A 22,049-nucleotide genomic window follows, 5' to 3' on the forward strand; every position below is an offset into this window, starting at 1 on the left:
GATTATCGATTTATCATTGATGATCGTGAGATTTTTTTAAGCAGACACCAAAGACTATGAATGCTCAAGAGATTATCCGCTCAATTGAAGCGGAACAAATAAAATCAAATCTGCCCGACATTTATGTGGGCGACACCGTAAAAGTCGGAGTAAAAATCAAAGAAGGCGAAAAATACCGCGTACAACCCTACGAGGGAGTAGTGATTGCCAAGCGCAACGGTGGCATCAACGAGACTATTACAGTCCGTAAGGTTTTTCAAGGTGTGGGCGTTGAGCGGGTGTTTCTGTTGCATTCTCCCCGAATTGACAGCATAAAAGTATTACGTCGTGGTAAGGTACGCCGTGCTAAACTGTATTATCTCCGCGATCGCGTAGGTAAGGCAACCCGGATCAAGCAACGGTTTGACCGCCCTTTGTGATTCGTCCTTCAATAGTATGAGAGAAATCTTAAGCGGCATCTGCCGCTAACTTGTTTTAAAGGACGAAATTGAGGTATGATAAAAATCGGGTGTTGCGTTAAACTGAAATTTAGCTCAGCGCAATAACTGAATCAAAAACAGCTTGTGCGCTCTTAGTTCAGTTGGTAGAACGCAGGTCTCCAAAACCTGATGTCGGGGGTTCAAGTCCTCCAGGGCGCGCTCAAGAGCAAAAAACAAAGCCCGAAATAATTACGCAACTGCTATATTAGCAGTTAGCGATAATAATTTCGGGTAAACTTATTGTATTTGTAGTTGTTTTGCTTTCAGTAAGTGAAATAGAGTCGAAACTGCAAACCTGGATGAGCAAATTTTAGATTTTAGATTTTAAATTTTGGTTAAGCACCGTGGTCTTCTCAGATTGGGAGAAGTCCCTAACAAAAAATCAAATGGACAAGCCAAAATCTGAAATTGAGTGCCTTTGCCTTAAAGCATGGGGTAAATCTAAAATCCAAAATCCAAAATCCAAAATTGAGTGAAAAACGGGAGAATTAAGGGTCGTGGCGAAAAAAAGTGAAGCAGAATTGCCAGAAACCACAAATGGGTTTAGCTTTAACAACTTCATACAGGGAACCAAAGAAGAACTTGAAAAAGTAGTTTGGCCCAGTCGGAAACAGATAGTGAGCGAATCCGCAGCTGTGTTGTTAATGGTTGCACTCTCCGCATCTTTGATATACTTGGTCGATGGATTGTTTCGTTGGGCAGCAAAACAGGTGTTCTGATGACTTTTGCAACAGACGAACCTCGCAACTCCACGTTGCAGTCAGAGGAAACAGGAGAAACAGCAGAAGCAGCGTCAAAAGAAGCACGCTGGTATGCAGTGCAAGTAGCCTCAGGCTGTGAAAAGCGTGTAAAGACTAACTTAGAGCAACGCATTCAAACTTTTGATGTAGCCGACAAAATTGTTCAGGTAGAAATTCCGCAAACGCCCGCGGTAAAAATCCGCAAAGATGGCAGTCGCCAGCATACAGAAGAAAAAGTTTTTCCTGGCTATGTGCTGGTGCGGATGATGATGGATGATGATACCTGGCAGGTGGTACGAAACACCTCTCATGTAATTAATTTTGTCGGTGCAGAACAAAAACGTGGTAGCAGTAAAGGTCGCGGTCATGTGAACCCCATACCACTGAGTTCTTCAGAAGTCGAACGCATATTCAAACAAACCAGCGAACAAGAGCCGGTTCTCAAAATTGACATGGCTACTGGTGATAAGATAATGGTGCTTTCTGGCCCATTTAAAGATTTTGAAGGTGAGGTAATTGAAGTTTCTCCAGAACGGAGTAAACTTAAAGCCTTGCTCTCAATTTTCGGCAGGGATACACCAGTAGAATTGGAATTTAATCAGGTAGAGAAACAGAGTTAAATACAAATGGCGAAGAAAGTAGTGGCGGTCATTAAACTGGCCCTGAATGCTGGAAAAGCCAACCCAGCACCGCCAGTTGGTCCCGCCTTGGGTCAACATGGCGTTAACATCATGATGTTCTGCAAAGAGTACAACGCCAAAACAGCAGACCAAGCTGGAATGGTGATACCTGTAGAAATCTCGGTATTTGAAGACCGGAGTTTTACATTTGTCCTCAAAACGCCACCAGCATCAGTGCTGATTCGGAAAGCGGCGAAAGTTGAAAAAGGCTCGAATGAACCCAACAAAAAGAAGGTTGGGTCAATTAGCAAAGCCCAATTGCAAGAAATAGCCCAAACCAAACTCCCCGACCTTAATGCCAACGACATAGACGCGGCAATGAAGATTGTGGCAGGAACGGCTAAAAATATGGGTGTAACAATCACAGACTAAAAAAGTTATGAGTTATGAGTTATGAGTTATGAGTTTTAAATTAATAACTCCTCATTCTTTACTCCTAACTTGCTACTGCAAAATCTAAAATCCAATAATTGTATCGGGGGAGAGGCGAGGCTTCGGAATTACCCCAGGAGAACAAAATGGCAAAAATATCGCGTCGTTTGCAAGGACTGCAAGCAAAAGTAGAAGATAAGGACTATGAACCTTTAGAGGCTTTAGCCCTTCTCAAAGACACAGCAACAGCTAAATTTATCGAAGCTGCGGAAGCGCATATCCGGCTGGGAATTGACCCTAAGTATACAGACCAACAGTTGCGGACAACGGTAGCACTGCCCAAAGGTACAGGACAAATTGTCCGGGTGGCGGTGATTGCCAGAGGCGAAAAAGTAAACGAAGCAAGCAACGCTGGTGCTGATATAGTCGGATCAGAAGAACTGATTGACGAAATCCAAAAAGGTAGAATGGATTTTGACAAGCTGATAGCTACACCCGATGTGATGCCACAGGTGGCAAAACTGGGTAAGTTGCTTGGGCCGCGTGGTTTAATGCCATCGCCCAAAGGTGGAACTGTAACATTTGATTTAGGAAGTGCGATCGCAGAATTCAAAGCTGGTAAATTAGAATTCCGAGCTGACCGAACTGGTATTGTTCATGTTATGTTTGGTAAGGCAACATTCTCGCCTGAAGATTTGTTAGTCAACCTGAAGGCATTACAAGAGACGATTGACCGTAACCGTCCTTCAGGAGCTAAAGGTCGTTATTGGCGCACATTTTATGTGTCAGCCACAATGGGGCCATCGATTAAAATTGATGTCACCGCCCTACGAGATTTGAAACTGAGCGAAGCAGGTTAACTAAGAGTTAGGAGTTAGGAGTTAGGAGTTAGGAATTAAGAGTTATGAGTTATGAGTTTTATTTTTAACTCCTGACTCCTCGCTCCTAACTTTAAATTAAATAGGCAAAGCCGGAGACAGCAGGTGCTAATAGCTTAAATATCCTGCCGAGGTTAAAACTTTAATAGTCAGAATTACCACCCATAAAGGTGTGATAACTATGGCGTTAAGAGTTTTAATACTCAACCCCGGCTAAGTTAGCTGGGGTTTGTTGTTTGAGTTCAGGTTTAAAAGAAACGTACAAGTAGGGTACTTCACCGATTATTTTAAGGAGGTGAGATTGCAATGGGTAGAACACTAGAAAATAAAAAAGAGATAGTAGCTGACCTCAAAGAAACTTTGAGTCAGTCAACTCTGGCACTGGTAATTGACTATCAGGGGCTAACAGTTTCTGAAATCACAGATTTACGGCGGCGGCTGCGTCCTAGTGGCACCGTTTGTAAGGTGACCAAGAACACTTTAATGGGCATTGCCATTAAAGATGATGAAAAATGGCAGCCTATGTCGGAATTGCTCAATGGTTCTTCCGCCTTTTTGCTGGTAAAAGAAGATTTTTCATCGGCAATTAAGGCATACCAAGAATTCCAAAAAGTCAGTAAGAAGACAGAACTTCGTGGTGGTGTACTAGAAGGTCGCCTACTCAAAGAACCTGATGTCAAGGTACTCGGAGACTTGCCATCTAAGGAACAACTCATCGCCCAAATTGCTGGGGCTATCAACGCCTTGGCTACTAAGATTGCTGTGGGTATCAACGAAGTTCCTGGTTCACTGGCTCGTGCTTTGCAGGCTGTGTCTGAACAAGAGCAAAGTGGTGGTAGCACCGAAACTGCTGCTGTTGCTGATAGCAGTCCCGAAACCGAAACTGTTGCTGATAGCAGCACAGAAACTGCTGCTGAATAGACTTCATGGTTCATCAGTCAAATGTTAAAAGCTAATGACTAATGACTAATAAATAATCAAAATTACAGGAGTTATATCAATGTCTGCTGCAACCGACCAAATTTTAGACCAACTAAAAACCCTTTCTTTGCTGGAAGCTTCTGAGTTAGTCAAGCAAATTGAAGAAGCTTTTGGCGTAAGTGCTGCTGCACCCGTTGGCGGCATGATGATGATGCCTGGCGCTGGTGGTGCTGCTCCAGCTGAGGAAGTTGTTGAGCAAACCGAGTTTGAAGTAATTCTCGAATCAGTCCCAGCTGATAAGAAGATTGCCGTGCTGAAGATTGTCCGGGAATTAACCGGTTTGGGTCTGAAAGAAGCGAAAGACTTGGTGGAAGCTGCGCCCAAGGCAGTTAAAGAAGGTCTTGCTAAGGATGCTGCTGAAGATGCTAAGAAGCGCATCGAAGAAGCTGGCGGTAAGGTGACTGTTAAGTAGTCACAATTCTATTACCAGTTTGTGATTAAGGAGCCTGATTTAGGCTCCTTTTTTTTTCATTGTCAATTATTGCGGTTCTCGTACCAATTCACGAAAATCCTGATATAGCAGGGGACTCAATACTTGGGAGTGGGTTGAAAGTCTGTTTCTATATAGGTTTTATCATCAGTTAAACCTTATCTAAGTTGAGAACCATAGTTTTGCACCCTCTCCCTAAATCCCTCTCCCAAATCTGGGAGAGGGACTTTGAAATTCTCTCCCCGAATCCCAATTTTGGGATTCGGGGTTGGGGGATGAGGGCAAATCCTTTTCATCATGGAAGAACTATAGGTTTCAAGATAGACGTGGTTTAACTGCGTTTAACGAACTTTGGAGGTTTAAGTCAAGAGTCTCTACAGGCAGAAAAGAAAGTTTTGATGCCTCAGCTAAATCCCCCGAAGTAATGCGAGTCGGAAACCGTCCCCACAACAGCACTCAACTCTTAGAGACGCTTTGTGCGTTCGTCACAAAACTTTTATTGACTTTATTAAGAATATTAAATATTTATTGCTTTTTTAGGTTTATAATGTATTGGAAAACACTATTTTTCTTACCCCCTTTGCGTAATATGGCAAGAACAGGGCGATAAGTACTATAGCAACAACAGCAAGAATGAAGTTTTTTGCCAGAAATATATTTGCATTAGGCGAGGAAGGTAAGGCGTGACATCATTGCTCAAAATCGTACAAACTACTGATGAATCCCAGATTTTTGAATTTTTCCAGGAATCAGCAGGGAAGTGGCGATCGCAACGACGCTACTACACCCTACCGCAGGGAGAAACTAAGGAGATCGAAAGTATAGTTACGATCGATTTTTTAGAGCAGGGCTGTGATCAATTGCAAAAGCTAGCTCAGATGCACGAGTTGTCTGATGTAGGTAGTTTCATCTGTGGTGCAGCAGTTGTATGGGAAAGTACAAATGTGCTAAATACAAAGAAAGAATCGCAAGGTTCAACAATATTTGGGGTTAAGGGAAACATTTTGTACCGCGATCGCGGTTTTGCCATATCCAAGCCAGTCACCGCCCAGTATTATTTCTCCAACCCAAAAACACTCTGTTTGCGAACTGAATACAACGGTTCAGTGTTTGAGGAAGAGTTAAAGCTAATTGGCTGCAAATACCGCACCAGACAGACTATCATCTCTCGTGCTGGTGAGCAGTTGATGATTGGGCAATATTTAGAAAATAGAATAGATTAGCTTCTTCCCTACTCCCTGTTTACGCAAATAATTTCAAAAATCAAAGCTGACTGCTATATAACTTTTTATAACAATTTTGAAAATTTCCCCCAGAAAGTTAGTTGCTATGTCATCATGGGAAGTGAAATGAGAATTAATTCGGCGACAGTGTTTGTTTTTAGTATTGACAGGCTTTTCCCTTTTGGTATTACAGACTTCTCTCCGAAATCTAAATCTCTACAAACTTATGATTTTGGAGACATTTAATGTCAATTTACGTTGGTAACCTCTCCTATGAAGTTACACAAGATGCGCTGAGTGCTGTATTTGCAGAATATGGTGCTGTAAAGCGTGTTCAGCTACCGACTGATCGTGAAACAGGCCGTTTACGCGGCTTTGCTTTCGTGGAAATGAGTTCAGAAGATGAAGAAACAAAAGCCATTGAAGCGCTTGATGGTGCTGAATGGTTGGGTCGTGACCTTAAAGTGAATAAGGCCAAGCCCAGAGAAGACCGAGGTGGAGGTGGTTCCTTCGGTGGTGGTGGTAATCGTGGCGGTGGCGGTGGTGGCGGCGGCTACAACCGTGGTCGCTACTAAACTAAGTAGGCAAAAGTCATTTAGTTGAATCTAGAAAAGGCTCAGGCAGGAATGCTTGAGCCTTTTTTATGCAAAACTTGAACTATCTTTAGGACAGTTGTTTGTTATACCGCCTCTAGCAAAAAAGCAGCATCCGCCACAAAAGGTTCACGCGCTAGCAAAGCATCCAGCAGAACATTCGTATCAAATAAAACTCGCATTACAGGTACTTTTGCACCAACCGCTCATCTAGCATGGCTTTCACTTCTTCATCTGTAGGTGACAGGGTGTCAGTCTTCGCAATGCCGATTAAACTTGCAGCTAAACCCTTCGGCTTTGACGTTGGCTGAAGTTTTGGTTGGAGCGATCGCATCAATGTATTAATTAACTGCCAACGATCCTCAGCAGATAATCTCAGTGCTTGATCTTCAAGTTCACGTAACGTCATGGCAATAATTTCTAACAGACAGCATTGAGTTCTCAGAATAACTAGAAAATACCTCTATCTGAAATTTTAGCCGTTTGTGCTTTTCAATATCGTGACAATTTTATCCAAGCAGCATCATGCGATCGCCTCATAGAAGACCGCCGCTTACTTATGCCCTATTCGCAATTAGGGACTGACAGAAAATAAATTACTCAAATAAACGAACCACAGAGACACAGAGAACACAGAGGAATAAGGAGGAGAGAGTTTTTTGGGTATTTTTTTATTTGTCAGTCTCTTAATAATGAGTTGCCGATTTGCGATGATGCACGGCTGTAACGCCATCATTATCTAACAATTTGCCATTTTCGACAGTGGCATAAACCAGCCAATGGTCGCCAGATTCCATCCGGTTTTGTACGGAACATTCAAGATATGCTAGGGCATTTGTAAGTATGGGAGAACCGTTTTCAGCAACTTCTGCGGCGACATCAGCAAATCGGTCTTGTCCTGGGCCGAAGGGTTTGAGGAAATGCTTCATCAATCCCAAGTGATTGCCTTCTTTAAGAATATTCAGGACAAATTTATTGCCTGTATGCGTCAGTGTTTCTACTGCGCGGTCTTTAGCTACAGCTATGGTTAAACCAGGGGGACTAAAGCTAGCTTGAGATACCCAAGAGGCTAACATGGCACTGGAGCGATCGCCTTCTTTTGCTGTGAGAATACAAAGAGAACCGACAATGCGACCAACTGCTTGTTCTACATTAGTAGCAGGTTGACTTGGCGATAGCGAAGCGCTGCTGCGAAGCGCAGATCGGACTTTTTTGGCTTTCTTCAAGGCTTGGGCAAAGTCGGTTCCAGCTTCTTCACACAATTGTAAGGTGGCATCGTCGGGTTTGAATTTTACGCGGATGGTGTCAAAACCAAACCGATAGCCAGCATCTTTCAATTTACCCTCAATTAAATCAACTGCTTCCCCACTCCAGCCAAAGGAACCAAAAACACCAGCGAGTTTATTGTTAGTAGCGGTAGATAGTACAATTCCTAAAGCTGTTTGCACGGGTGTGGGTGCATGACCGCCGAGAGTTGGAGAACCGATGATGAAACCACTGGCTTTTTCCACAGTTGCCCGGATTTCTTCTGGTTCAGTAAATTCGCAGTTAATCGATTCTACAGCAACACCAGCTTTGGTAATCCCACGAGCGATCGCTTGGGCTAATGTTGCCGTATTCCCATAAGCTGATGCATAAATCAATGCCACTGTCAAGTCCGCAGATGTTTGCTGTTGACTCCATTGGCGATAAGCTTTAGTCAGGTCGATTAAGCCATAGCGTACCAAAGGCCCGTGTCCAGTGGCATACATTCTCACAGGAAAATCAGCTAATTTCTCCAGCGCTGTTTCAACTTGACGAGCGTGGGGAGCCATGAGGCAATCAAAATAATAGCGCCGATCTTCGTTATATATTTCCCAGCCTTCATCAAATACCTGATCTCCGCAAACATGCGCCCCAAATAACTTATCTGAGTACAGAATTTCTGTTTGCGGATCGTAGGTGCAAAGTTGATCTGCATAGCGGGGATTGGGGGTGGGAATAAATTGTAAATTATGCCCGTTGCCTAAATCTAGGGTTTCTTCACCCCGCATCACAAGAATTTGCAAATCTGGATTTTCCAGCGCCCCACGTAAATTTATCGCTCCGGGATTTGAACAAACAAAAGTGATTTGCGGGGCAATTTTCAACAAAGCTTTTAAAGTTGCAGCGCGGTTGGGGTTGACGTGTCCCAAAATTATATAATCTAAGTCTTCGAGATGGAAACGCTGCTGCAACGCTTTTAAATAAATTTCCGTAAACGTTTCCCCTGGAGGGTCAATAATGGCAGTTTTTTCGCTTTCAATTAAATAAGAATTAGCAGTTGTACCCTTAGCAAGAGCATATTCAATTTCAAATCTGAGCCTAGACCAACTGCGCGATCGCAGTATTCTTGTATCTGTAGCTATTGGATAAACTTGAACATCGCGGGATTTATTTTGTGACATGGCGGAAACAATTTTAGATTTTAGATTTTGGATTGTTAATTAAAGATCCAAATTCTGGATATTAAGTAGGCACGGCTATACTACACAAATGCTTTTTTGAGTGGTTATGGATTTTGGATTATTAATCTAAATTCCAAAATCCAAAATCCAAAATTAATAATGATTACCAACTTTGCGGTGATGCACAGCAGTTAAAGCTTCTGGCTTAGAAACTCGTCCGGCGTAGACTGTGCTGTATACTGCCCAGTGGTCGCCGCAATCCATTCTACTGACAACTTCGCACTCCATGTAGGCGAGGGCGTCGTTGAGGATGGGGGCACCGTTTTCGGCTGGCTGGGTTCTGACTCCTTCAAAGCGATCGGCACCTGGGGCGAATCGTTTCAAAAAGTGCTTCATTAGTGGTTGGAAGTTACCTTCTTCTAAGATGTTGAGAACAAAGCGATCGCCTACTTGCATGAGTGATTCTATCGCCCGATCTTTAGCTACTGCAATGGAAAATCCCAAGGGCTTGAAGCTGGCTTGAGCAACCCAGGAGGCTAACATCGCACTGGATACATTGCCTTTTTTAGCAGTAATAATATATAATCCGCCGCTAAGTCTACCTAATGCTTTATCTAAGTCAGCACTAAGAGATTTCATGGCTTTGATGCTGCGATCGCGTGTTACCCATTGAGCTAAATCAGTACCCGCTTCTTCACACAGCTTGTAGGTATTTTCTGTAGGCGTTTGTTTAATCCGAATCGCTGGAAAAACTGTTGTCAAACCCAAATTGCGGAATTTACTCAGCAAAGGATCTATCGGCTCATCATCGCCACCGCCACTTTCAAATACACCAATAGCTTGCTTTTCTTTGGCAGATCCTAAAATTGTGCTGAGTGCAGATTGGATGCTCGCAGCGCCAGAAGCCGGAGGTAGACCAACGATTAGCCCAGCACAACGGCTAACTAATTCCCGCAGATATTGTAAATCTACTTCCGATCCCAAATCGACAATTTCCACGGCGACACCAGTTTTACCGATACCGTTGGCAATTGCTTGTGCGAGGCGATCGCTATATCCATATTCGGAAACGTAAAATATCCCAATCACTGTTTCTGGCTTGGCTTGCGTTTGGCTCCAAGTGCGGTAACGTCCAACTAGTTCCTCAACATTGTGAGATAATAATGGGCCGTGTCCTGTGGCAATCATACCGATGGTTTTCAATTCCGCCATGCGTTTTAGGGCAGATAAAACTGAACGGGCATTCGGTCCCATCAAGCAATCGTAGTAGTAATGAAAGTCTTCTTCGATAGCCGCCAAGTCTTCATCAAAGGTGCTATCTGAGCAATAATGCAACCCAAAGGCGTCGCAAGTATAGAGAATTTTGGTTTTGTGGTCGAAGCTGAAAATTGTATCCGGCCAGTGTAAATTTGGAGCAATCACGAATTCAAATTCATGACCATTGCCCAAATCTAAGCGATCGCCATTTTTCACAATCCGCCGTTTAAATGGCTGATGTACGAAATCTTCCAGAAACTGAATCGCCACTTTAGAACCGACAACCGTTATTTCTGGAGCCATTTGCAGCAAATCTTTAACTAAACCGCTATGGTCTGGCTCGGTGTGGCTGATAATCAAATAATCAATATCTGTTGGCTTGATTAGTCCGGTGAGTGTATCCAAGTATAGTTGACGAAACTTTTCGTGAGAGGTATCAACTAAGGCTGTCTGCTCCCCACGGATGAGAAACGAGTTATAGGTGGTGCCGTTTTGTAGACCAAACTCAATATCGAAGCGATCGCGATCCCAATCCAAAGAGCGAATAGCCGTAGTCTCTTGAGCGATTTCCACCTGCTGTATGGTGAGCCGTTTTTCAGTTTTTTCGGTGAGCGCTACCATAACTCCCCTCCTTAACACAATGAGTATTTGTTCCTCTACGTTTATTGTTACACGGGATGAATGTTAATTTTTATTAAAAAATTTATGACTGACTTAAAAAAGTTAAAAGTGTGAAACCGCAGAGGGATTAGGGAGATGAGGGAGATCGGGGAAATTTGGCTAGCTTTGGAAATTGGGAACTCTCGGCTACATTGGGCGTTGTTTATTGGCGAGACGCTTTACTCAGCTTGGGATACTGACCATCTAGCTGAGTCTGTCATACAACAGTTAGCTAAATGTCAAACTTTAGATGATTTATTACTAGTAATTTTTCCACCCCATCAGAAAATTAGGGGAGCAGGGGAAGAAAATAGTTCTTTATTTCCCTTATCCCCCTCATCTGCTGACTTTTCACAGTATCTGGAAAACCTCTCTCTAAATCTCTCTCCTAAAAGGAGAGAGACTTTGAATTTTCCGCCTCCCCTGATTCTCGCCTCTGTAGTTCCCACGCAAACTGCTATTTGGCAAACTTACCCAAATACTCGTGTTATTACATTAGAGCAATTACCACTAACAGGCGTTTATCCCACATTAGGAATTGACCGGGCTTTAGCTTTGTGGGGTGCGGGGAAAACGTGGGGTTTTCCAATGTTGGTAATTGATGCTGGGACAGCGCTAACTTTTACGGCTGCGGATGCTAATCAGTGTCTAGTTGGAGGTGCAATTTTGCCGGGATTAGGTTTGCAATTTGCAACTCTCGGTCAAAAAACAGGACAATTACCATTAGTAGAAATGCAAAATTTTGCGTTACCACCACGTTTTGCTCTGAATACTACAGAAGCTATTCAAAGTGGAGTTATTTACACTGTTTTAGCTGGAATTAAAGATTTTATTGAAGCGTGGTTGCAATTATTTTCTAATGGTAAGATTGCGATTAAAGGGGGCGATCGCACTTTATTACTAAATTATCTACAAGCCTTATATCCTGAAATTACAGCACCTTTAATTGTGGAACCAAATTTGATATTTTGGGGAATGCGGGAAATAGTAATGGGTGATGGGGAAGTTGCCTTACCCAATTAACTAATTTCTAAATCGGAAGCAAAAGGGGATGACTCCTTAGAAAAGGTAATAGAACTGGTTGACGAATGGATGGCTGATGAATCTGGAGACGATGAGCAAACATACCCACAGATTGAGACAGCTTTGAACCAAAATCACTTATTAGTATAAAAACTTAGATGGGTAGAGCCATATTGCTAGACACTCATCCTTTGAGTCAAGTAACGCATCCAAAAGTAAACCCAAAAGTCCAACAGTGGTTGAAATCTTTACAGAAAACTGAAACTGTTATACGTGTGCCAGAAATAGCCGATTATGAACTTCGGCGTGAACTATTGACTTATATCTTGCACCAGGCGACTGGAAGTCGCACGCCAGTTGCTTCAAGTCGGCATTGCCCGCCCAACGCACTGGCTCGGCTACACAGGCTAAAACCAACTCCGTGGGTTAAAAACCTTTGATTTTCTCGCTTGTCCACGGAGGTGGACTTCCTTTGTATAGCCGCGATTTCTAATCGCCAGGGCTAGGTGCAAGATGTGAGTTGAGACAAGGAGAACAAAAAAGTATAGACCGCCTCAACAAACTTAGCCAAATTTGTCTCATACCACTGACTCCCGAAACAATGCGAAAAGCAGCCGAATTATGGGCATGGTTACGAAACCAGGGGAAACCTACAGCAAGCAATGAAAGTTTGGATGGTGATGTAATTCTTGCTGCTCAGGCAATTCTTCAATTGAAGAGTTTTGATCAGGTCATAATTGTAACAACAAAATTGAAGCACATATCACGGTTTGAGAGCGAAGGAATATGTGTAGTGGATTGGCAACAAACCCTGAATGAGCTAGTTTAATTCGTTAAAATTATGGCTTTTTTAAATACCTTGAATAAAATCTCCAATCTCGATCGCCACAACCCCAGCACAAGATTTTGGTAAGTCATTTCCGGCATGGGGAATCATTTTTAACTCGACTTTCGGCATCAGTTGAGCATAAACCCGACTTTTAGCTAAAGCAGCTGGTGAATCTTGGCCACCTTGTAAAATCAAAACCGGCACATCTATCATATAAAGCCGCTTTTGCACTAATTCCGCCTCAATTTCTGCTTGTCGCCGTTTGAAGAGTAACTGACAAGCTATGGGGTAACGCAACAATTCTTGAAGTAATTGTAAATCCTGGGCAATTTTTTCATACCCACCCCCAATTTTAGTGAATGGAGTTAGCGATCGCCACAATTTAACTATTAGTGGTGGATAATTCAATAATCGCCGCATCTTCTGACAATACTCTGCTTGTCCTCCTATCTCTACACCCTCTGGTGCAAGCAGTACCAAACCATCAACTTTCTCTGGATACTTTAAAGCATAACTAGCACCAATCCAACCCCCAAGAGAATGCCCTACTAAATAGACTTTTTCTAGCTTGACAGCTTGTAAAAACTCAGCTAAACACTCTACTTGTAAATCTATCGAATGGTGGATATTCGGATTTTCTGATTCACCAAATCCCAACAAATCAAGTGCAAAGCAATGGAAATCTTGTGCAAGGGACTCCATCACAGATAACCATTGGCTGCTCTCATTCCAAGCACCATGTAAAAAAATTATAGGAGTTTTTTCACCGACTTCACGCCAGAATATCAGCCCTTGAGAGAGCTTTATCCGCGAGTTACGGAAAAGTATATTCATTTTAATTTAGTAGTTAACTTTTAGCACCATAATAAATAGTCATTGGTCATTGGTCATTAGTCATTAGGGCTATTTCACTCTCATGTAGTCCGCCTCAGAATGAATTCACCTCTCTTATAGCAAAAGTAATCTAAAGATTACTGAGAAAAGTTTATAGTCCGTTTTAACGGACTTTATCTATGAGCCTAGAACTTTAGTTCTGGGCGGTTTATGTATAGAATTAAATAGCCCTAATTGGTCATTGGTCATTGGTCATTAGTCATTAGTAATTAGTTTTTGACAAATTACAAACACACAAGTGTGAGCCGAACGCGAATTTATCTCGTAGAGAAGCTTCCTTAGATCATATACTTTGGCGGCAAATGACAAATAACAAATAACAAATAACAAATAACAAATGACTAAATATTGTTATGCCAATGTTGTCAAGCCATTCAAGTAGTCTTGCAACTGCCGAGTATGGTCGTGAGCCATTTGTCCTGAAGGTAGCAAATTGGGAGAGAAAGCTTGGATTTCCATGACTTCCAAAGTATCTAGAATCTCCATTGTCCCATGTACCTCCGCTTCAACCACAACACAAATTGAATGGATTCTGGGATCGCGGTCTGGTGCGGAGTAAACTCCTACCAAACGATTAATTTTCACCAATTCTAGGCCGGTTTCCTCAAGCAATTCCCGGCGGACTGTGTTAGGAATATCTTCTCCCCAATCCACTATGCCTCCAGGCAATGCCCAAAGACCATCATCACGCCGCCTGATCAGTACTATGCGACCATCGGGTAAAATTGGGATGATACTAGTACCAGTAATGGGATGACGAAATATAATACCCAATACTGTTTGTCCAATACGCCATAAGCTACGTGTGGACTGGACAGCTGCCGGAAAAAAAGCAATAACGTTCAATCTTCAAAATTTTTGTATTGTATTCTATACTTCTCTACCACTTACATAAACTCAACTAATTAAATTTTTATTGAGTTATTGTTTATACAAAAATGTTTGCGGTTTGAGATTTTATTCTCACGATTTACGTAGAATATTATTGATTCTAACATCAACGTTCAAGAGAAGCACTGTATTCATATATACATAAGGTTTGTTTAATCAGAAACTTTTTCAGTTTATAACTAACATTAACCTTGCTTAACCCAGCTATCAGTAATATTTTTTCAGCACACATTAAAAAAAATAATCTGAATCATAATAGGACTTACGCTTTCAAGGCACTGAAAGCCTTGATTTCTCGTAGGGGCAATTCATGAATTGCCCCTACATTTCGGACTTGATGCGTAAGTCCTAGATAAGTTTGAATCCCAAATTTATTAGAAGAGATAATTAAGCGGGGTTTAAGACTGTTACCTAATTCTTGATAATATTGATTAGTTTGTTCCAAGAACAACAACTAGTACCGCAAAGCGGAATTCACGCATTCACGCATAATTGTATTCTGGGCTTTTCGTCTAGCTGGTGGGAATAATTCTAAATTGTTATTGACAGAGCAAGGTTGAATGCGATAGACTAGTACACTGTTTAAAGCGTATTTATTGCTGCACTAGGCTACAAGTATATCAATAACATTGGTAACTGCTATTGCCTACGTGATGCCTAGTTGCTACTTTTTTGTTGTTTATTTAATGAGGTGAACATGGCCAAGCGCCGTAACCCGAAAAAAGAAAAGGCGCTACGGAACCAGGCGTATGCCAGAAAGTTTCGTAAACGGACTACTACAGGAAGAATGCAGAGAAGGTTCCAACAAAGACCACCAAAGAGTGAAGAAGAAGAAGGAGCAGCAGCAGCAGACACTGAATAAGTTGTCTGCTTAAATCCTTGTTATTTAGATTATTTATCTTTTAGGGCGTACAAAAGTACGCCCTTATTTATTTTTGGGCATTGGGTAGTTGTACTGAGCGAAGTCGAAGTATTGGGGATTGGGAAAGAAACTACTCGAAACTCCTACTCCTACTCCAAACTCCTAACTCCAAACTCCCAACTCCAAACTCCAAACTCCAAACTCCAAACTCCAAACTCCTAACTCCTAACTCCTAACTCCTAACTCCTAACTCCTAACTCCTAACTCCTAACTCCTAACTCCTAACTCCCTCTATTGAGCCATTTGAGCGCGGGCAGCGATGAGTGCTTTGCTGACTTGTACAAAGCCAGTACCACCGTAACTGTTGCGGGCTGCCACAACTTGACGGGGGGATATCGCCTCATAAATATCTGCTGCAAATGCCGGATGTATTTGTTGCCACTCTTCCAATTTCAAATCTTTCAGAAGTTTACCTGCGGCAATACTAGTTTTTACCACCTTACCCACGAGATTGTAAGCTTCCCGGAAAGGAACGCCCCGTGCTGCCAGATAATCTGCGACATCGGTAGCGTTAGAAAAATCTTCCGCCACAGCTTCTGCTAATCGTTGGGTACGAAATTCTAAGCCTTCCCTGAGCAAAATCGTCATTGCTTCCAGAGAGGCTTTGATTGTATTGACGCTATCAAATAGACCTTCTTTATCTTCTTGCAGGTCTTTGTTATACGCCAAAGGTAACCCTTTCATAATCACTAACATCGCCTGGAGATGACCGAATACACGCCCCGTTTTCCCCCGCACTAATTCTGGTACATCAGGGTTTTTCTTTTGGGGCATGATACTGGAACCTGTGGCACAGCTATCTTTGAGGATGACAAAGCCAAATTCTTCAGTTGACCAAAGAATGACTTCTTCTGCAAGGCGGCTGAGGTGAACCATAATCAAGCTAGCAGCACACAAGAATTCGATCGCAAAATCGCGATCGCTCACTCCATCGAGGCTATTAGCATAAATATCGTCAAAATTCAAGAGTTTGGCTGTGTAGTGGCGGTCAATGGGGAAAGTAGTTCCCGCTAAAGCACCGCACCCCAAAGGTGATATATTGACGCGGCGAGAAACATCTCCTAAGCGTTCCCAGTCGCGTTGCGCCATTTGAAAGTATGCCAAGAGGTGGTGAGCTAAACTCAGGGGTTGGGCGCGTTGGAGGTGGGTATAGCCAGGAATCAGGGTTTCAACGTTCTTTTCGGCTATATCCAGTAAAACCCCTTGAAATTCTCGCAATTCCTTTTTAATTTCTTGGATTTGGTCGCGGAGGTAGAGTCTAGTATCTGTACCAACTTGGTCATTACGCGATCGCGCCGTATGCACCTTTTTACCCACATCGCCGACAATTTGGGTCAGTCGCCGTTCCACTGCAAAATGTACGTCTTCAGCATCAACACCAGGCTGAAATTTACCCTGGCGGTACTCTTGGCGAATTTGTTCTAAACCTGCAACCAGTTGCTCTCCTTCTTCTGGGGAGATGATGCCCGTGTGAGCGAGCATTTTGACATGGGCTTGAGAACCAGTCAGGTCATATTCGATTAATTCAATATCAAAACCTATACTGGCATTAAAACGAGCGATCGCTGGATGCAACGCTGATTCAAACCTCTGGCTCCAAGTTTCTTCTTTGGTCATAAATATTATGAAGGGAGGGGCATCAATTTTGGATTTTAGATTTTGGATTTTGGATTAATCTAAAATCTAAAATCCAAAATCTAAAATTTCTTTAACCGTAGCTAGTTAGATTCCGAATCATATAGCCAATGACTAAACCAATCAACAATGCCCACACTTGACCTGTTTGTATAAAGTGACGCCAAGATTTTTCAACCTGACCCATCAAGTCTGGATCGCTAACTGTTTGTGCTAGTAGTGCTGTCAAATTTACGGGCAAATGCCAATATAACTGAGATATCAAATCGCTGTAATGGCTCATATTTGGTGATTAAGAGGTTGGGGCTGGCAAAATTCAGCATCACATTTATTTTTTAGATAAATTCCTGATATTTACTGAAATCTTGGGTGTAACTTTAATGTCTTAACTCAAGATGTAGCAGATGCCAACCGCAATTTCTCGGCAGTCCGCAAAATTTGCCCCGCTAAAACTGCTGCACCAAAACCATTATCGATATTTACTACGCCTACTCCCGCAGCACAAGAGTTAAGCATTGTCAATAAAGGTGCTAATCCGCCAAAACTTGCGCCATAACCGATGCTGGTGGGTACGGCAATCACAGGACAACTCGCTAAACCAGCAACAACGCTGGGTAAAGCGCCTTCCATCCCCGCAACGACAATCAACACCGATGCTGACTCAATCAGGTGGCGGTTACTTAATAAGCGGTGAATTCCCGCAACGCCAACATCCCAGAGGCGCTGGACGCGAAAACCAGAAAGTTCAGCAGTGACAGCAGCTTCTTCAGCAACGGGTAAATCGGCAGTACCAGCAGAAAGAATGCCAATTTCACCGGCAAATTGTGGTTCGATGGTAGGGGGAGCGATCGCACAAATTCGCGCCGATTCGTAATATCGTAAACCGCTAACTTTTGATTCCAGTGCGGTATAAACTGCTGGTTCAATGCGGGTTGCCATTACCACCGGGTTGCGGAGGCGCATCACCTCGATAATTTGAGCAATTTGATCGGGAGTTTTACCCGGACCCCAAATCACTTCCGGGAAACCAGTTCTTAGCTGACGATGGTGGTCGATTTTGGCAAACTCACCCACAGATTCATAAGTTAAGTCTTTGAGTGAGTCGAATGCCGTATCTGGGGTAACTTTACCATTGGCAACGGCAACGAGTAGCGATCGCAGAGTTTCATTTTGAGACACTAGTCTGTTGTTTTGATTTTATAAATGTTCCCAAACGTGCCACTAAGGGCGGAGATTTTAATACTTTAAACTCTATTGTGTTACTTTTAGTTCATATTTGTTCCATAACGTTCCTCTTTGAGAACCAAGTGCAGAAAATTTGACGTTTTGGATGCGATCGCGCACTGCAACCAAAGACAAAGGATTCACTAAATAAATGTAAGGCAAATATTCTTGAGAGAGGCGTTGCGTTTCGGCGTAAATCTCTTTGCGCTTTCCTTCGTCTAACTCTCGTGCTGCTTGAATGTAAAGACGACCAATTTCTGCCTCCCAATCTGCAACTTGCCAACCAATAAGTGCTTCTTGTCCTGCTTGAAGTTTCTGATTGAAAGTGTGTAGTCCACCTGATGGTAACCAAACATTAGCCCCGTCATTTGGTTCAATCCCTCCAACAAAGCCTAGCATATAACATTCCCAATCGAGAGAATTAGAAAGCTTGTCTGTAAGGGTATTGAAAGCAATTGCATTAAAATCAACTTGGATACCAATTTTACTTAAATCTTGCTTAATTTGCGCTCCCATTAATACACGAGTTTTATTCTCAGCATTCGTTAATAAACTGAAGCGTACCCGATTACCATCAGCATCTAGTAATTGTTTATTGGCATTGTATTTAAAACCTGCATTTAATAGTAGTTTTTTAGCTTTTTCTTGATTATATTCATAAACTTTAAGACCTTTTTCTGGAGGAAAGTAGTAAGGGCTTTGAATTTCTATCGGCGAATTTTGCAACACACCAATTCCCCGAAAAACGTTATTTAGCATTGTTTGACGGTCGATTGCATGGGCAACTGCTTGTCTAAAAGCAAGGGTATTAAACCAATGTGATTTAATTGGGTCAATTAGAGGCTGTCCGTTTTGCCGCCGACCTTTGTTGAGATTAAATGAAATATAAGTATTAGTGAATTCCGGTCCGCCATTGTAGATAGTAAACTTTCCCCGCTTTTCTTCGCGCTTAAGTAGTGAAAAGTTTTCAGGAGAAACAGTAACTGTATCTAATCCTCCAGAGCGAAACTGAAGAATTATTGTATCTGTAGATTCAACAATTTGCCAAACAATACGTTCAACATAAGGTAACTGGTTACCTTGGTTATCTTTACGCCAGTAATAAGGATTGCGCCGAAATACCACACGTTGACTGGGAGTATAATTTTCTATTTTATAAGCACCGTTGACAATAATTTTATTGGGTTGTGTATCCGTTCCCCAAGTAGATAAAAATTTGGGATTACCTTTAGCATCTTTAGATTTTAATGATTCAGATAAAGCATGTTTTGGCAAAATTCCAACTGAATTTGTTGATGCTCCGGTTGTGGTGGAAAGGAAAGGAGCAAAAGGTTCAGGTAGAATAAATTCAATTTGGCGATCACCTATTTTTCTGATCTTAGGAAAACTACCACTAGAACCAATTTTAAGACCATCTTTCCAATCGGTAGGAATCTTTGGATTGAAAATCACATCCTCATAAGTGAAGATGACATCATCTACGGTAAGTGGTTCGCCATCTGACCATTTCAAATTTTCTCGCAAAGTAAAAGCGACTCGCTTTTTATCGTTAGAAATATCCCACGATTCAGCTAAAGCTGGCTCAATTTTGCCTGTAATTCCATTCAGGGTAGTTAGTCCTTCAGTCGTAAACAAAAAAACATGAGGATATTCTTGATTGAAGGCGTAGTTAAAAGTTTTCGGATCGCCGATAGTGCTTGTAACCCATTGCGATACTTGTGCTGCCTTACTCTTAAAATTAATTGGGTTACAACTTATAAGAGCTATCTGACAAATCAAGAATAGACCGAATATTGCTAAAACCGCAAACCCACGGCGGCGGGTAGCCAAAAGGGCAAAAATCATAAAACTGAAAGACTAAACTGTTTGCATAATACACCTCCTATTCAGCCTTGACTGCATAAAGGTAAGTGGGGAGTGGGTGGATGAGGAAGCAGGGGGAGAATAATAATTCCTGACTCCTGACTAATGACTAAGTAGTGGGTCAAATTAAATATAAAACCTCACCCTGCCTCCGGCTTTCCTCTCCTTACTAAGCAGAGGGATTGAGGGTGAGGTTTTTCTTATGTTTAATTACGTCTACCTACTTAATGACTAATGACTAATGACTAGCTTTTTTATCTTCTACTACTTTTAGTTCATAAATATTCCAATTATAACTAGCTATCGCGGAGTATTTTACGTTCTCAATGGTATTACGCACGGCTACTAAAGCTAGAGAATTGAATAGGTGAATAAAAGGCAGATACTCTTGTGAAAGTTGTTGTGTTTCTCCATAGATAGCTTTGCGTTTTGTTTCATCAAACTCTCTTGCTCCTTGAATGTAGAGGTCTTCAATTTTCTGCTCCCAATCGGTAGCTTTCCAGCCTACGGTTGCAGATTGTCCGGCTTGAGCTTTTTGATTAAATACATGAAAGTTACCTTCTACAGACCAAACATTGAAACCATCTTGCGGCTCAATACCACCTGTGATAGATCCATACCAACATTCCCAATCTAAGGTGTTAGAGATTTTTTCTCCAATAATACTAAAGTCAAGAAATTGTAAATCAACTTTAATTCCTATCTTGCCGAGATCCTGTTGAATTTTTGGTGTGATTGTCGGTCTATTACCAGCAACAGCCATCATTGTAAAGCGAACTCGATTACCATCCGCGTCCAAAAGTTGACCTTTATCATCGTATTTGAATCCTGCTCCTAGCAAAAGTTGTTTAGCTTTTTCTGGATTGTAGTTATATGTTTTTAAACCTTCTTTTGGAGACAAATAATAAGGACTGGGAACAGAAATCGGAGAGTCTTGCGGTTCACCCAATCCCCGCAAAGTGTTGTTGATCATCGTTTGGCGATCAATTGCGTAGGCGACAGCCTGTCTAAAAGCAACGTTGTTAAAAAAGCGCGACTTAATGGGATCTACAACAGGCTTACCGTTGCGACTACCTTTGTTAAGATTGAAAGTTATAAAACTTGTCCCAGAGTCAGGCCCAGCATTTTTAATAGTAAAGTTCCCCTGCTTTTCTTGACGCTTGAGTAATTGAAAATTTCCAGGGCCAATTTCTAGTAAATCTAACCCTCCAGAACGAAATTGCAGCAAAGCTGTATCAGGCGATTCCACAATTTGCCAAATTATACGCTCAATATATGGCAGTTGTTTTCCTTGTGCATCTTTTTGACGCCAGTAGTAGGGATTGCGCCGAAATGTTACGCGTTGATTGGTTGAATAACTCTCGATTGCGTAAGGGCCATTAACAATAATTTTTTTCGGGTCTGTGTCGGTTCCCCAAGTAGACATAAACACTGGCTTACCGTCAGAGTTTTTGGTTTCCACTGCTGCACGCAGGGCGTGTTCTGGTAATATTCCTACCCCTGCTGCAATCGATCGCAAGAAAGGCGAAAACGGTTCTGGTAGAATAAATTCTACCCGGCGATCGTCGATTTTGCGGACTTTGAGAAAAGCCTTACTGATACCAATTTTGAGAGCATCTTGGGTATAAGTGGGAATGCGCTTGTTCATGTAGATGTCATTAAAAGAGAAAACGACATCATCGGCTGTTAATGGCTGACCATCCGACCATTTCAATCCTTCTCGCAAGGTAAAGACAAACCGCAGTTTATCTGGGGAAAGTTCCCAAGATTCAGCTAAAGCTGGCTCAATTTCCTTAGTTATTCCGTTTTGAGCGGCTAATGCTTCATAAGTGAAACCAGAAATATTAGGCGATTCTTGGATGAGGGCTAAGTTAAAAGTCTTAGGGTCAGTGGTAGTAGAAACCACCAACTGGGGAACTTGTGAAGCTGCGGTTTTAAAGTTCGCTGGATTGCACGCGGTAATTGTAATTGCTGTTGTCAAAGCCAGAATTATTGGTAAGAAAAAATGTTTAATTGCCAGAAATATTTTTCTAAAAAGTTCCATAATTT

The 22,049-nt window shown here is 42.1% G+C and carries 25 protein-coding genes, 1 tRNA gene and 1 other annotated feature; of the genes, 14 read left to right on the top strand and 12 right to left on the bottom strand.

Annotation, left to right across the window (positions count from 1 at the left end):
- Positions 1 to 56: 56 nt before the first annotated feature.
- The 10 genes from rplS to V7K73_RS02400 all read left to right on the top strand — a co-directional run bounded on the left by rplS (position 57) and on the right by V7K73_RS02400 (position 6,358).
- The gene (gene rplS, locus V7K73_RS02355; protein ID WP_094348921.1) at positions 57 to 419 is read left to right on the top strand and encodes a 50S ribosomal protein L19; all 363 of its coding nucleotides are present in this window, start codon (positions 57 to 59) and stop codon (positions 417 to 419) included.
- A 146-nt stretch (positions 420 to 565) separates the two neighbouring features.
- Positions 566 to 638, top strand: a tRNA-Trp gene (locus V7K73_RS02360).
- 338 nt (positions 639 to 976) lie between these two features.
- Positions 977 to 1,198 (top strand): preprotein translocase subunit SecE, encoded by a 222-nt coding sequence (secE, locus tag V7K73_RS02365; protein WP_334876759.1) that lies wholly within the window; start codon positions 977 to 979, stop codon positions 1,196 to 1,198.
- Positions 1,198 to 1,839: a transcription termination/antitermination protein NusG gene (gene nusG / locus V7K73_RS02370; RefSeq protein ID WP_229492147.1), complete on the top strand. Its 642-nt coding sequence runs from the start codon at positions 1,198 to 1,200 to the stop codon at positions 1,837 to 1,839. The genes secE and nusG overlap by 1 nt, the downstream gene beginning before the upstream one ends.
- Before the next feature lie 6 nt (positions 1,840 to 1,845).
- On the top strand, positions 1,846 to 2,271 hold the full coding sequence (gene rplK, locus V7K73_RS02375) for a 50S ribosomal protein L11 (RefSeq protein WP_100898684.1): 426 nt from the start codon (positions 1,846 to 1,848) through the stop codon (positions 2,269 to 2,271).
- Positions 2,272 to 2,417: 146 nt separating this feature from the next.
- A complete protein-coding gene (gene rplA / locus V7K73_RS02380; RefSeq protein ID WP_334876761.1) occupies positions 2,418 to 3,131 on the top strand; it encodes a 50S ribosomal protein L1 in 714 nt (237 codons plus the stop codon).
- A 92-nt stretch (positions 3,132 to 3,223) separates the two neighbouring features.
- Positions 3,224 to 3,392 (top strand) — a sequence feature (ribosomal protein L10 leader region).
- A gap of 63 nt (positions 3,393 to 3,455) precedes the next feature.
- The gene (rplJ, locus tag V7K73_RS02385; protein ID WP_334876762.1) at positions 3,456 to 4,070 is read left to right on the top strand and encodes a 50S ribosomal protein L10; all 615 of its coding nucleotides are present in this window, start codon (positions 3,456 to 3,458) and stop codon (positions 4,068 to 4,070) included.
- Between the two features lie 79 nt (positions 4,071 to 4,149).
- The gene (rplL, locus tag V7K73_RS02390; protein WP_334876764.1) at positions 4,150 to 4,542 is read left to right on the top strand and encodes a 50S ribosomal protein L7/L12; all 393 of its coding nucleotides are present in this window, start codon (positions 4,150 to 4,152) and stop codon (positions 4,540 to 4,542) included.
- Positions 4,543 to 5,243: 701 nt separating this feature from the next.
- Positions 5,244 to 5,783 carry a phycobiliprotein lyase gene (locus V7K73_RS02395; RefSeq protein WP_334876766.1) on the top strand — a complete coding sequence of 180 codons (540 nt, stop codon included), beginning with the start codon at positions 5,244 to 5,246 and terminating at the stop codon, positions 5,781 to 5,783.
- Positions 5,784 to 6,028: 245 nt separating this feature from the next.
- Positions 6,029 to 6,358, top strand: a complete 330-nt coding sequence (locus tag V7K73_RS02400) for an RNA recognition motif domain-containing protein (RefSeq protein WP_229551713.1) — start codon at positions 6,029 to 6,031, stop codon at positions 6,356 to 6,358.
- Between the two features lie 104 nt (positions 6,359 to 6,462).
- On the opposite strand, the gene V7K73_RS02405 is transcribed toward V7K73_RS02400, so the two are convergent.
- From V7K73_RS02405 to V7K73_RS02420, 4 genes are all read right to left on the bottom strand, one after another.
- Entirely contained in the window at positions 6,463 to 6,558 is a 96-nt protein-coding gene (locus tag V7K73_RS02405) for a PIN domain-containing protein (protein WP_334876771.1), read from the bottom strand.
- Complete coding sequence (locus V7K73_RS02410) at positions 6,558 to 6,785, bottom strand: hypothetical protein (protein WP_334876773.1); 228 nt, start codon at positions 6,783 to 6,785, stop codon at positions 6,558 to 6,560. The genes V7K73_RS02405 and V7K73_RS02410 overlap by 1 nt, the downstream gene beginning before the upstream one ends.
- Before the next feature lie 277 nt (positions 6,786 to 7,062).
- On the bottom strand, positions 7,063 to 8,802 hold the full coding sequence (locus tag V7K73_RS02415; RefSeq protein ID WP_334876775.1) for a diflavin flavoprotein: 1,740 nt from the start codon (positions 8,800 to 8,802) through the stop codon (positions 7,063 to 7,065).
- A gap of 153 nt (positions 8,803 to 8,955) precedes the next feature.
- Positions 8,956 to 10,680: a diflavin flavoprotein gene (locus V7K73_RS02420; protein WP_334876777.1), complete on the bottom strand. Its 1,725-nt coding sequence runs from the start codon at positions 10,678 to 10,680 to the stop codon at positions 8,956 to 8,958.
- Positions 10,681 to 10,815: 135 nt separating this feature from the next.
- Here V7K73_RS02420 and V7K73_RS02425 point away from each other — a divergent pair, with 135 nt between their 5' ends.
- The 3 genes from V7K73_RS02425 (at position 10,816) to V7K73_RS02435 (ending at position 12,571) form a co-directional block, all read left to right on the top strand.
- Entirely contained in the window at positions 10,816 to 11,742 is a 927-nt protein-coding gene (locus V7K73_RS02425) for a pantothenate kinase (RefSeq protein WP_334876779.1), read from the top strand.
- Between the two features lie 158 nt (positions 11,743 to 11,900).
- The gene (locus V7K73_RS02430) at positions 11,901 to 12,182 is read left to right on the top strand and encodes a hypothetical protein (protein ID WP_334876781.1); all 282 of its coding nucleotides are present in this window, start codon (positions 11,901 to 11,903) and stop codon (positions 12,180 to 12,182) included.
- Between the two features lie 80 nt (positions 12,183 to 12,262).
- Positions 12,263 to 12,571, top strand: a complete 309-nt coding sequence (locus V7K73_RS02435) for a type II toxin-antitoxin system VapC family toxin (RefSeq protein WP_442936723.1) — start codon at positions 12,263 to 12,265, stop codon at positions 12,569 to 12,571.
- Between the two features lie 21 nt (positions 12,572 to 12,592).
- On the opposite strand, the gene V7K73_RS02440 is transcribed toward V7K73_RS02435, so the two are convergent.
- The 3 genes from V7K73_RS02440 to V7K73_RS02450 form a co-directional block, all read right to left on the bottom strand.
- A complete protein-coding gene (locus V7K73_RS02440; RefSeq protein ID WP_334876783.1) occupies positions 12,593 to 13,405 on the bottom strand; it encodes an alpha/beta fold hydrolase in 813 nt (270 codons plus the stop codon).
- 411 nt (positions 13,406 to 13,816) lie between these two features.
- A complete protein-coding gene (locus V7K73_RS02445) occupies positions 13,817 to 14,311 on the bottom strand; it encodes an NUDIX hydrolase (RefSeq protein ID WP_334876785.1) in 495 nt (164 codons plus the stop codon).
- A gap of 307 nt (positions 14,312 to 14,618) precedes the next feature.
- The gene (locus V7K73_RS02450; protein WP_334876787.1) at positions 14,619 to 14,801 is read right to left on the bottom strand and encodes a hypothetical protein; all 183 of its coding nucleotides are present in this window, start codon (positions 14,799 to 14,801) and stop codon (positions 14,619 to 14,621) included.
- 252 nt (positions 14,802 to 15,053) lie between these two features.
- On the opposite strand from V7K73_RS02450, the gene V7K73_RS02455 reads away from it, so the two are divergent.
- Positions 15,054 to 15,218 (top strand): hypothetical protein, encoded by a 165-nt coding sequence (locus tag V7K73_RS02455; RefSeq protein WP_167407613.1) that lies wholly within the window; start codon positions 15,054 to 15,056, stop codon positions 15,216 to 15,218.
- A gap of 291 nt (positions 15,219 to 15,509) precedes the next feature.
- On the opposite strand, the gene argH is transcribed toward V7K73_RS02455, so the two are convergent.
- From argH to V7K73_RS02480, 5 genes are all read right to left on the bottom strand, one after another.
- Positions 15,510 to 16,895 (bottom strand): argininosuccinate lyase, encoded by a 1,386-nt coding sequence (gene argH / locus V7K73_RS02460; RefSeq protein WP_334876789.1) that lies wholly within the window; start codon positions 16,893 to 16,895, stop codon positions 15,510 to 15,512.
- A 91-nt stretch (positions 16,896 to 16,986) separates the two neighbouring features.
- The gene (locus tag V7K73_RS02465) at positions 16,987 to 17,196 is read right to left on the bottom strand and encodes a hypothetical protein (protein ID WP_334876791.1); all 210 of its coding nucleotides are present in this window, start codon (positions 17,194 to 17,196) and stop codon (positions 16,987 to 16,989) included.
- A 107-nt stretch (positions 17,197 to 17,303) separates the two neighbouring features.
- The gene (gene larB / locus V7K73_RS02470; protein WP_334876793.1) at positions 17,304 to 18,092 is read right to left on the bottom strand and encodes a nickel pincer cofactor biosynthesis protein LarB; all 789 of its coding nucleotides are present in this window, start codon (positions 18,090 to 18,092) and stop codon (positions 17,304 to 17,306) included.
- Between the two features lie 72 nt (positions 18,093 to 18,164).
- Positions 18,165 to 19,982, bottom strand: a complete 1,818-nt coding sequence (locus V7K73_RS02475; RefSeq protein WP_334876795.1) for an ABC transporter substrate-binding protein — start codon at positions 19,980 to 19,982, stop codon at positions 18,165 to 18,167.
- 256 nt (positions 19,983 to 20,238) lie between these two features.
- Positions 20,239 to 22,044, bottom strand: a complete 1,806-nt coding sequence (locus V7K73_RS02480; RefSeq protein ID WP_334876797.1) for an ABC transporter substrate-binding protein — start codon at positions 22,042 to 22,044, stop codon at positions 20,239 to 20,241.
- Between the last annotated feature and the right edge of the window lie 5 nt (positions 22,045 to 22,049).

Source organism: Nostoc sp. (assembly GCF_036916975.1).
Taxonomy (GTDB): Bacteria; Cyanobacteriota; Cyanobacteriia; order Cyanobacteriales; family Nostocaceae; genus Nostoc.

Coding starts and splice junctions, on each gene's coding strand:
- V7K73_RS02420 (WP_334876777.1), bottom strand. CDS start 10,680: ATGGTAGCGCTCACCGAAAAAACTGAAAAACGGCTCACCATACAGCAG.
- V7K73_RS02475 (WP_334876795.1), bottom strand. CDS start 19,982: ATGATTTTTGCCCTTTTGGCTACCCGCCGCCGTGGGTTTGCGGTTTTA.
- nusG (WP_229492147.1), top strand. CDS start 1,198: ATGACTTTTGCAACAGACGAACCTCGCAACTCCACGTTGCAGTCAGAG.
- V7K73_RS02415 (WP_334876775.1), bottom strand. CDS start 8,802: ATGTCACAAAATAAATCCCGCGATGTTCAAGTTTATCCAATAGCTACA.
- V7K73_RS02465 (WP_334876791.1), bottom strand. CDS start 17,196: ATGAGCCATTACAGCGATTTGATATCTCAGTTATATTGGCATTTGCCC.
- V7K73_RS02430 (WP_334876781.1), top strand. CDS start 11,901: ATGGGTAGAGCCATATTGCTAGACACTCATCCTTTGAGTCAAGTAACG.
- rplJ (WP_334876762.1), top strand. CDS start 3,456: ATGGGTAGAACACTAGAAAATAAAAAAGAGATAGTAGCTGACCTCAAA.
- rplS (WP_094348921.1), top strand. CDS start 57: ATGAATGCTCAAGAGATTATCCGCTCAATTGAAGCGGAACAAATAAAA.
- V7K73_RS02405 (WP_334876771.1), bottom strand. CDS start 6,558: ATGCGAGTTTTATTTGATACGAATGTTCTGCTGGATGCTTTGCTAGCG.
- rplL (WP_334876764.1), top strand. CDS start 4,150: ATGTCTGCTGCAACCGACCAAATTTTAGACCAACTAAAAACCCTTTCT.
- V7K73_RS02410 (WP_334876773.1), bottom strand. CDS start 6,785: ATGACGTTACGTGAACTTGAAGATCAAGCACTGAGATTATCTGCTGAG.
- argH (WP_334876789.1), bottom strand. CDS start 16,895: ATGACCAAAGAAGAAACTTGGAGCCAGAGGTTTGAATCAGCGTTGCAT.
- rplA (WP_334876761.1), top strand. CDS start 2,418: ATGGCAAAAATATCGCGTCGTTTGCAAGGACTGCAAGCAAAAGTAGAA.
- V7K73_RS02455 (WP_167407613.1), top strand. CDS start 15,054: ATGGCCAAGCGCCGTAACCCGAAAAAAGAAAAGGCGCTACGGAACCAG.
- V7K73_RS02425 (WP_334876779.1), top strand. CDS start 10,816: ATGAGGGAGATCGGGGAAATTTGGCTAGCTTTGGAAATTGGGAACTCT.
- V7K73_RS02440 (WP_334876783.1), bottom strand. CDS start 13,405: ATGAATATACTTTTCCGTAACTCGCGGATAAAGCTCTCTCAAGGGCTG.
- V7K73_RS02480 (WP_334876797.1), bottom strand. CDS start 22,044: ATGGAACTTTTTAGAAAAATATTTCTGGCAATTAAACATTTTTTCTTA.
- rplK (WP_100898684.1), top strand. CDS start 1,846: ATGGCGAAGAAAGTAGTGGCGGTCATTAAACTGGCCCTGAATGCTGGA.
- V7K73_RS02400 (WP_229551713.1), top strand. CDS start 6,029: ATGTCAATTTACGTTGGTAACCTCTCCTATGAAGTTACACAAGATGCG.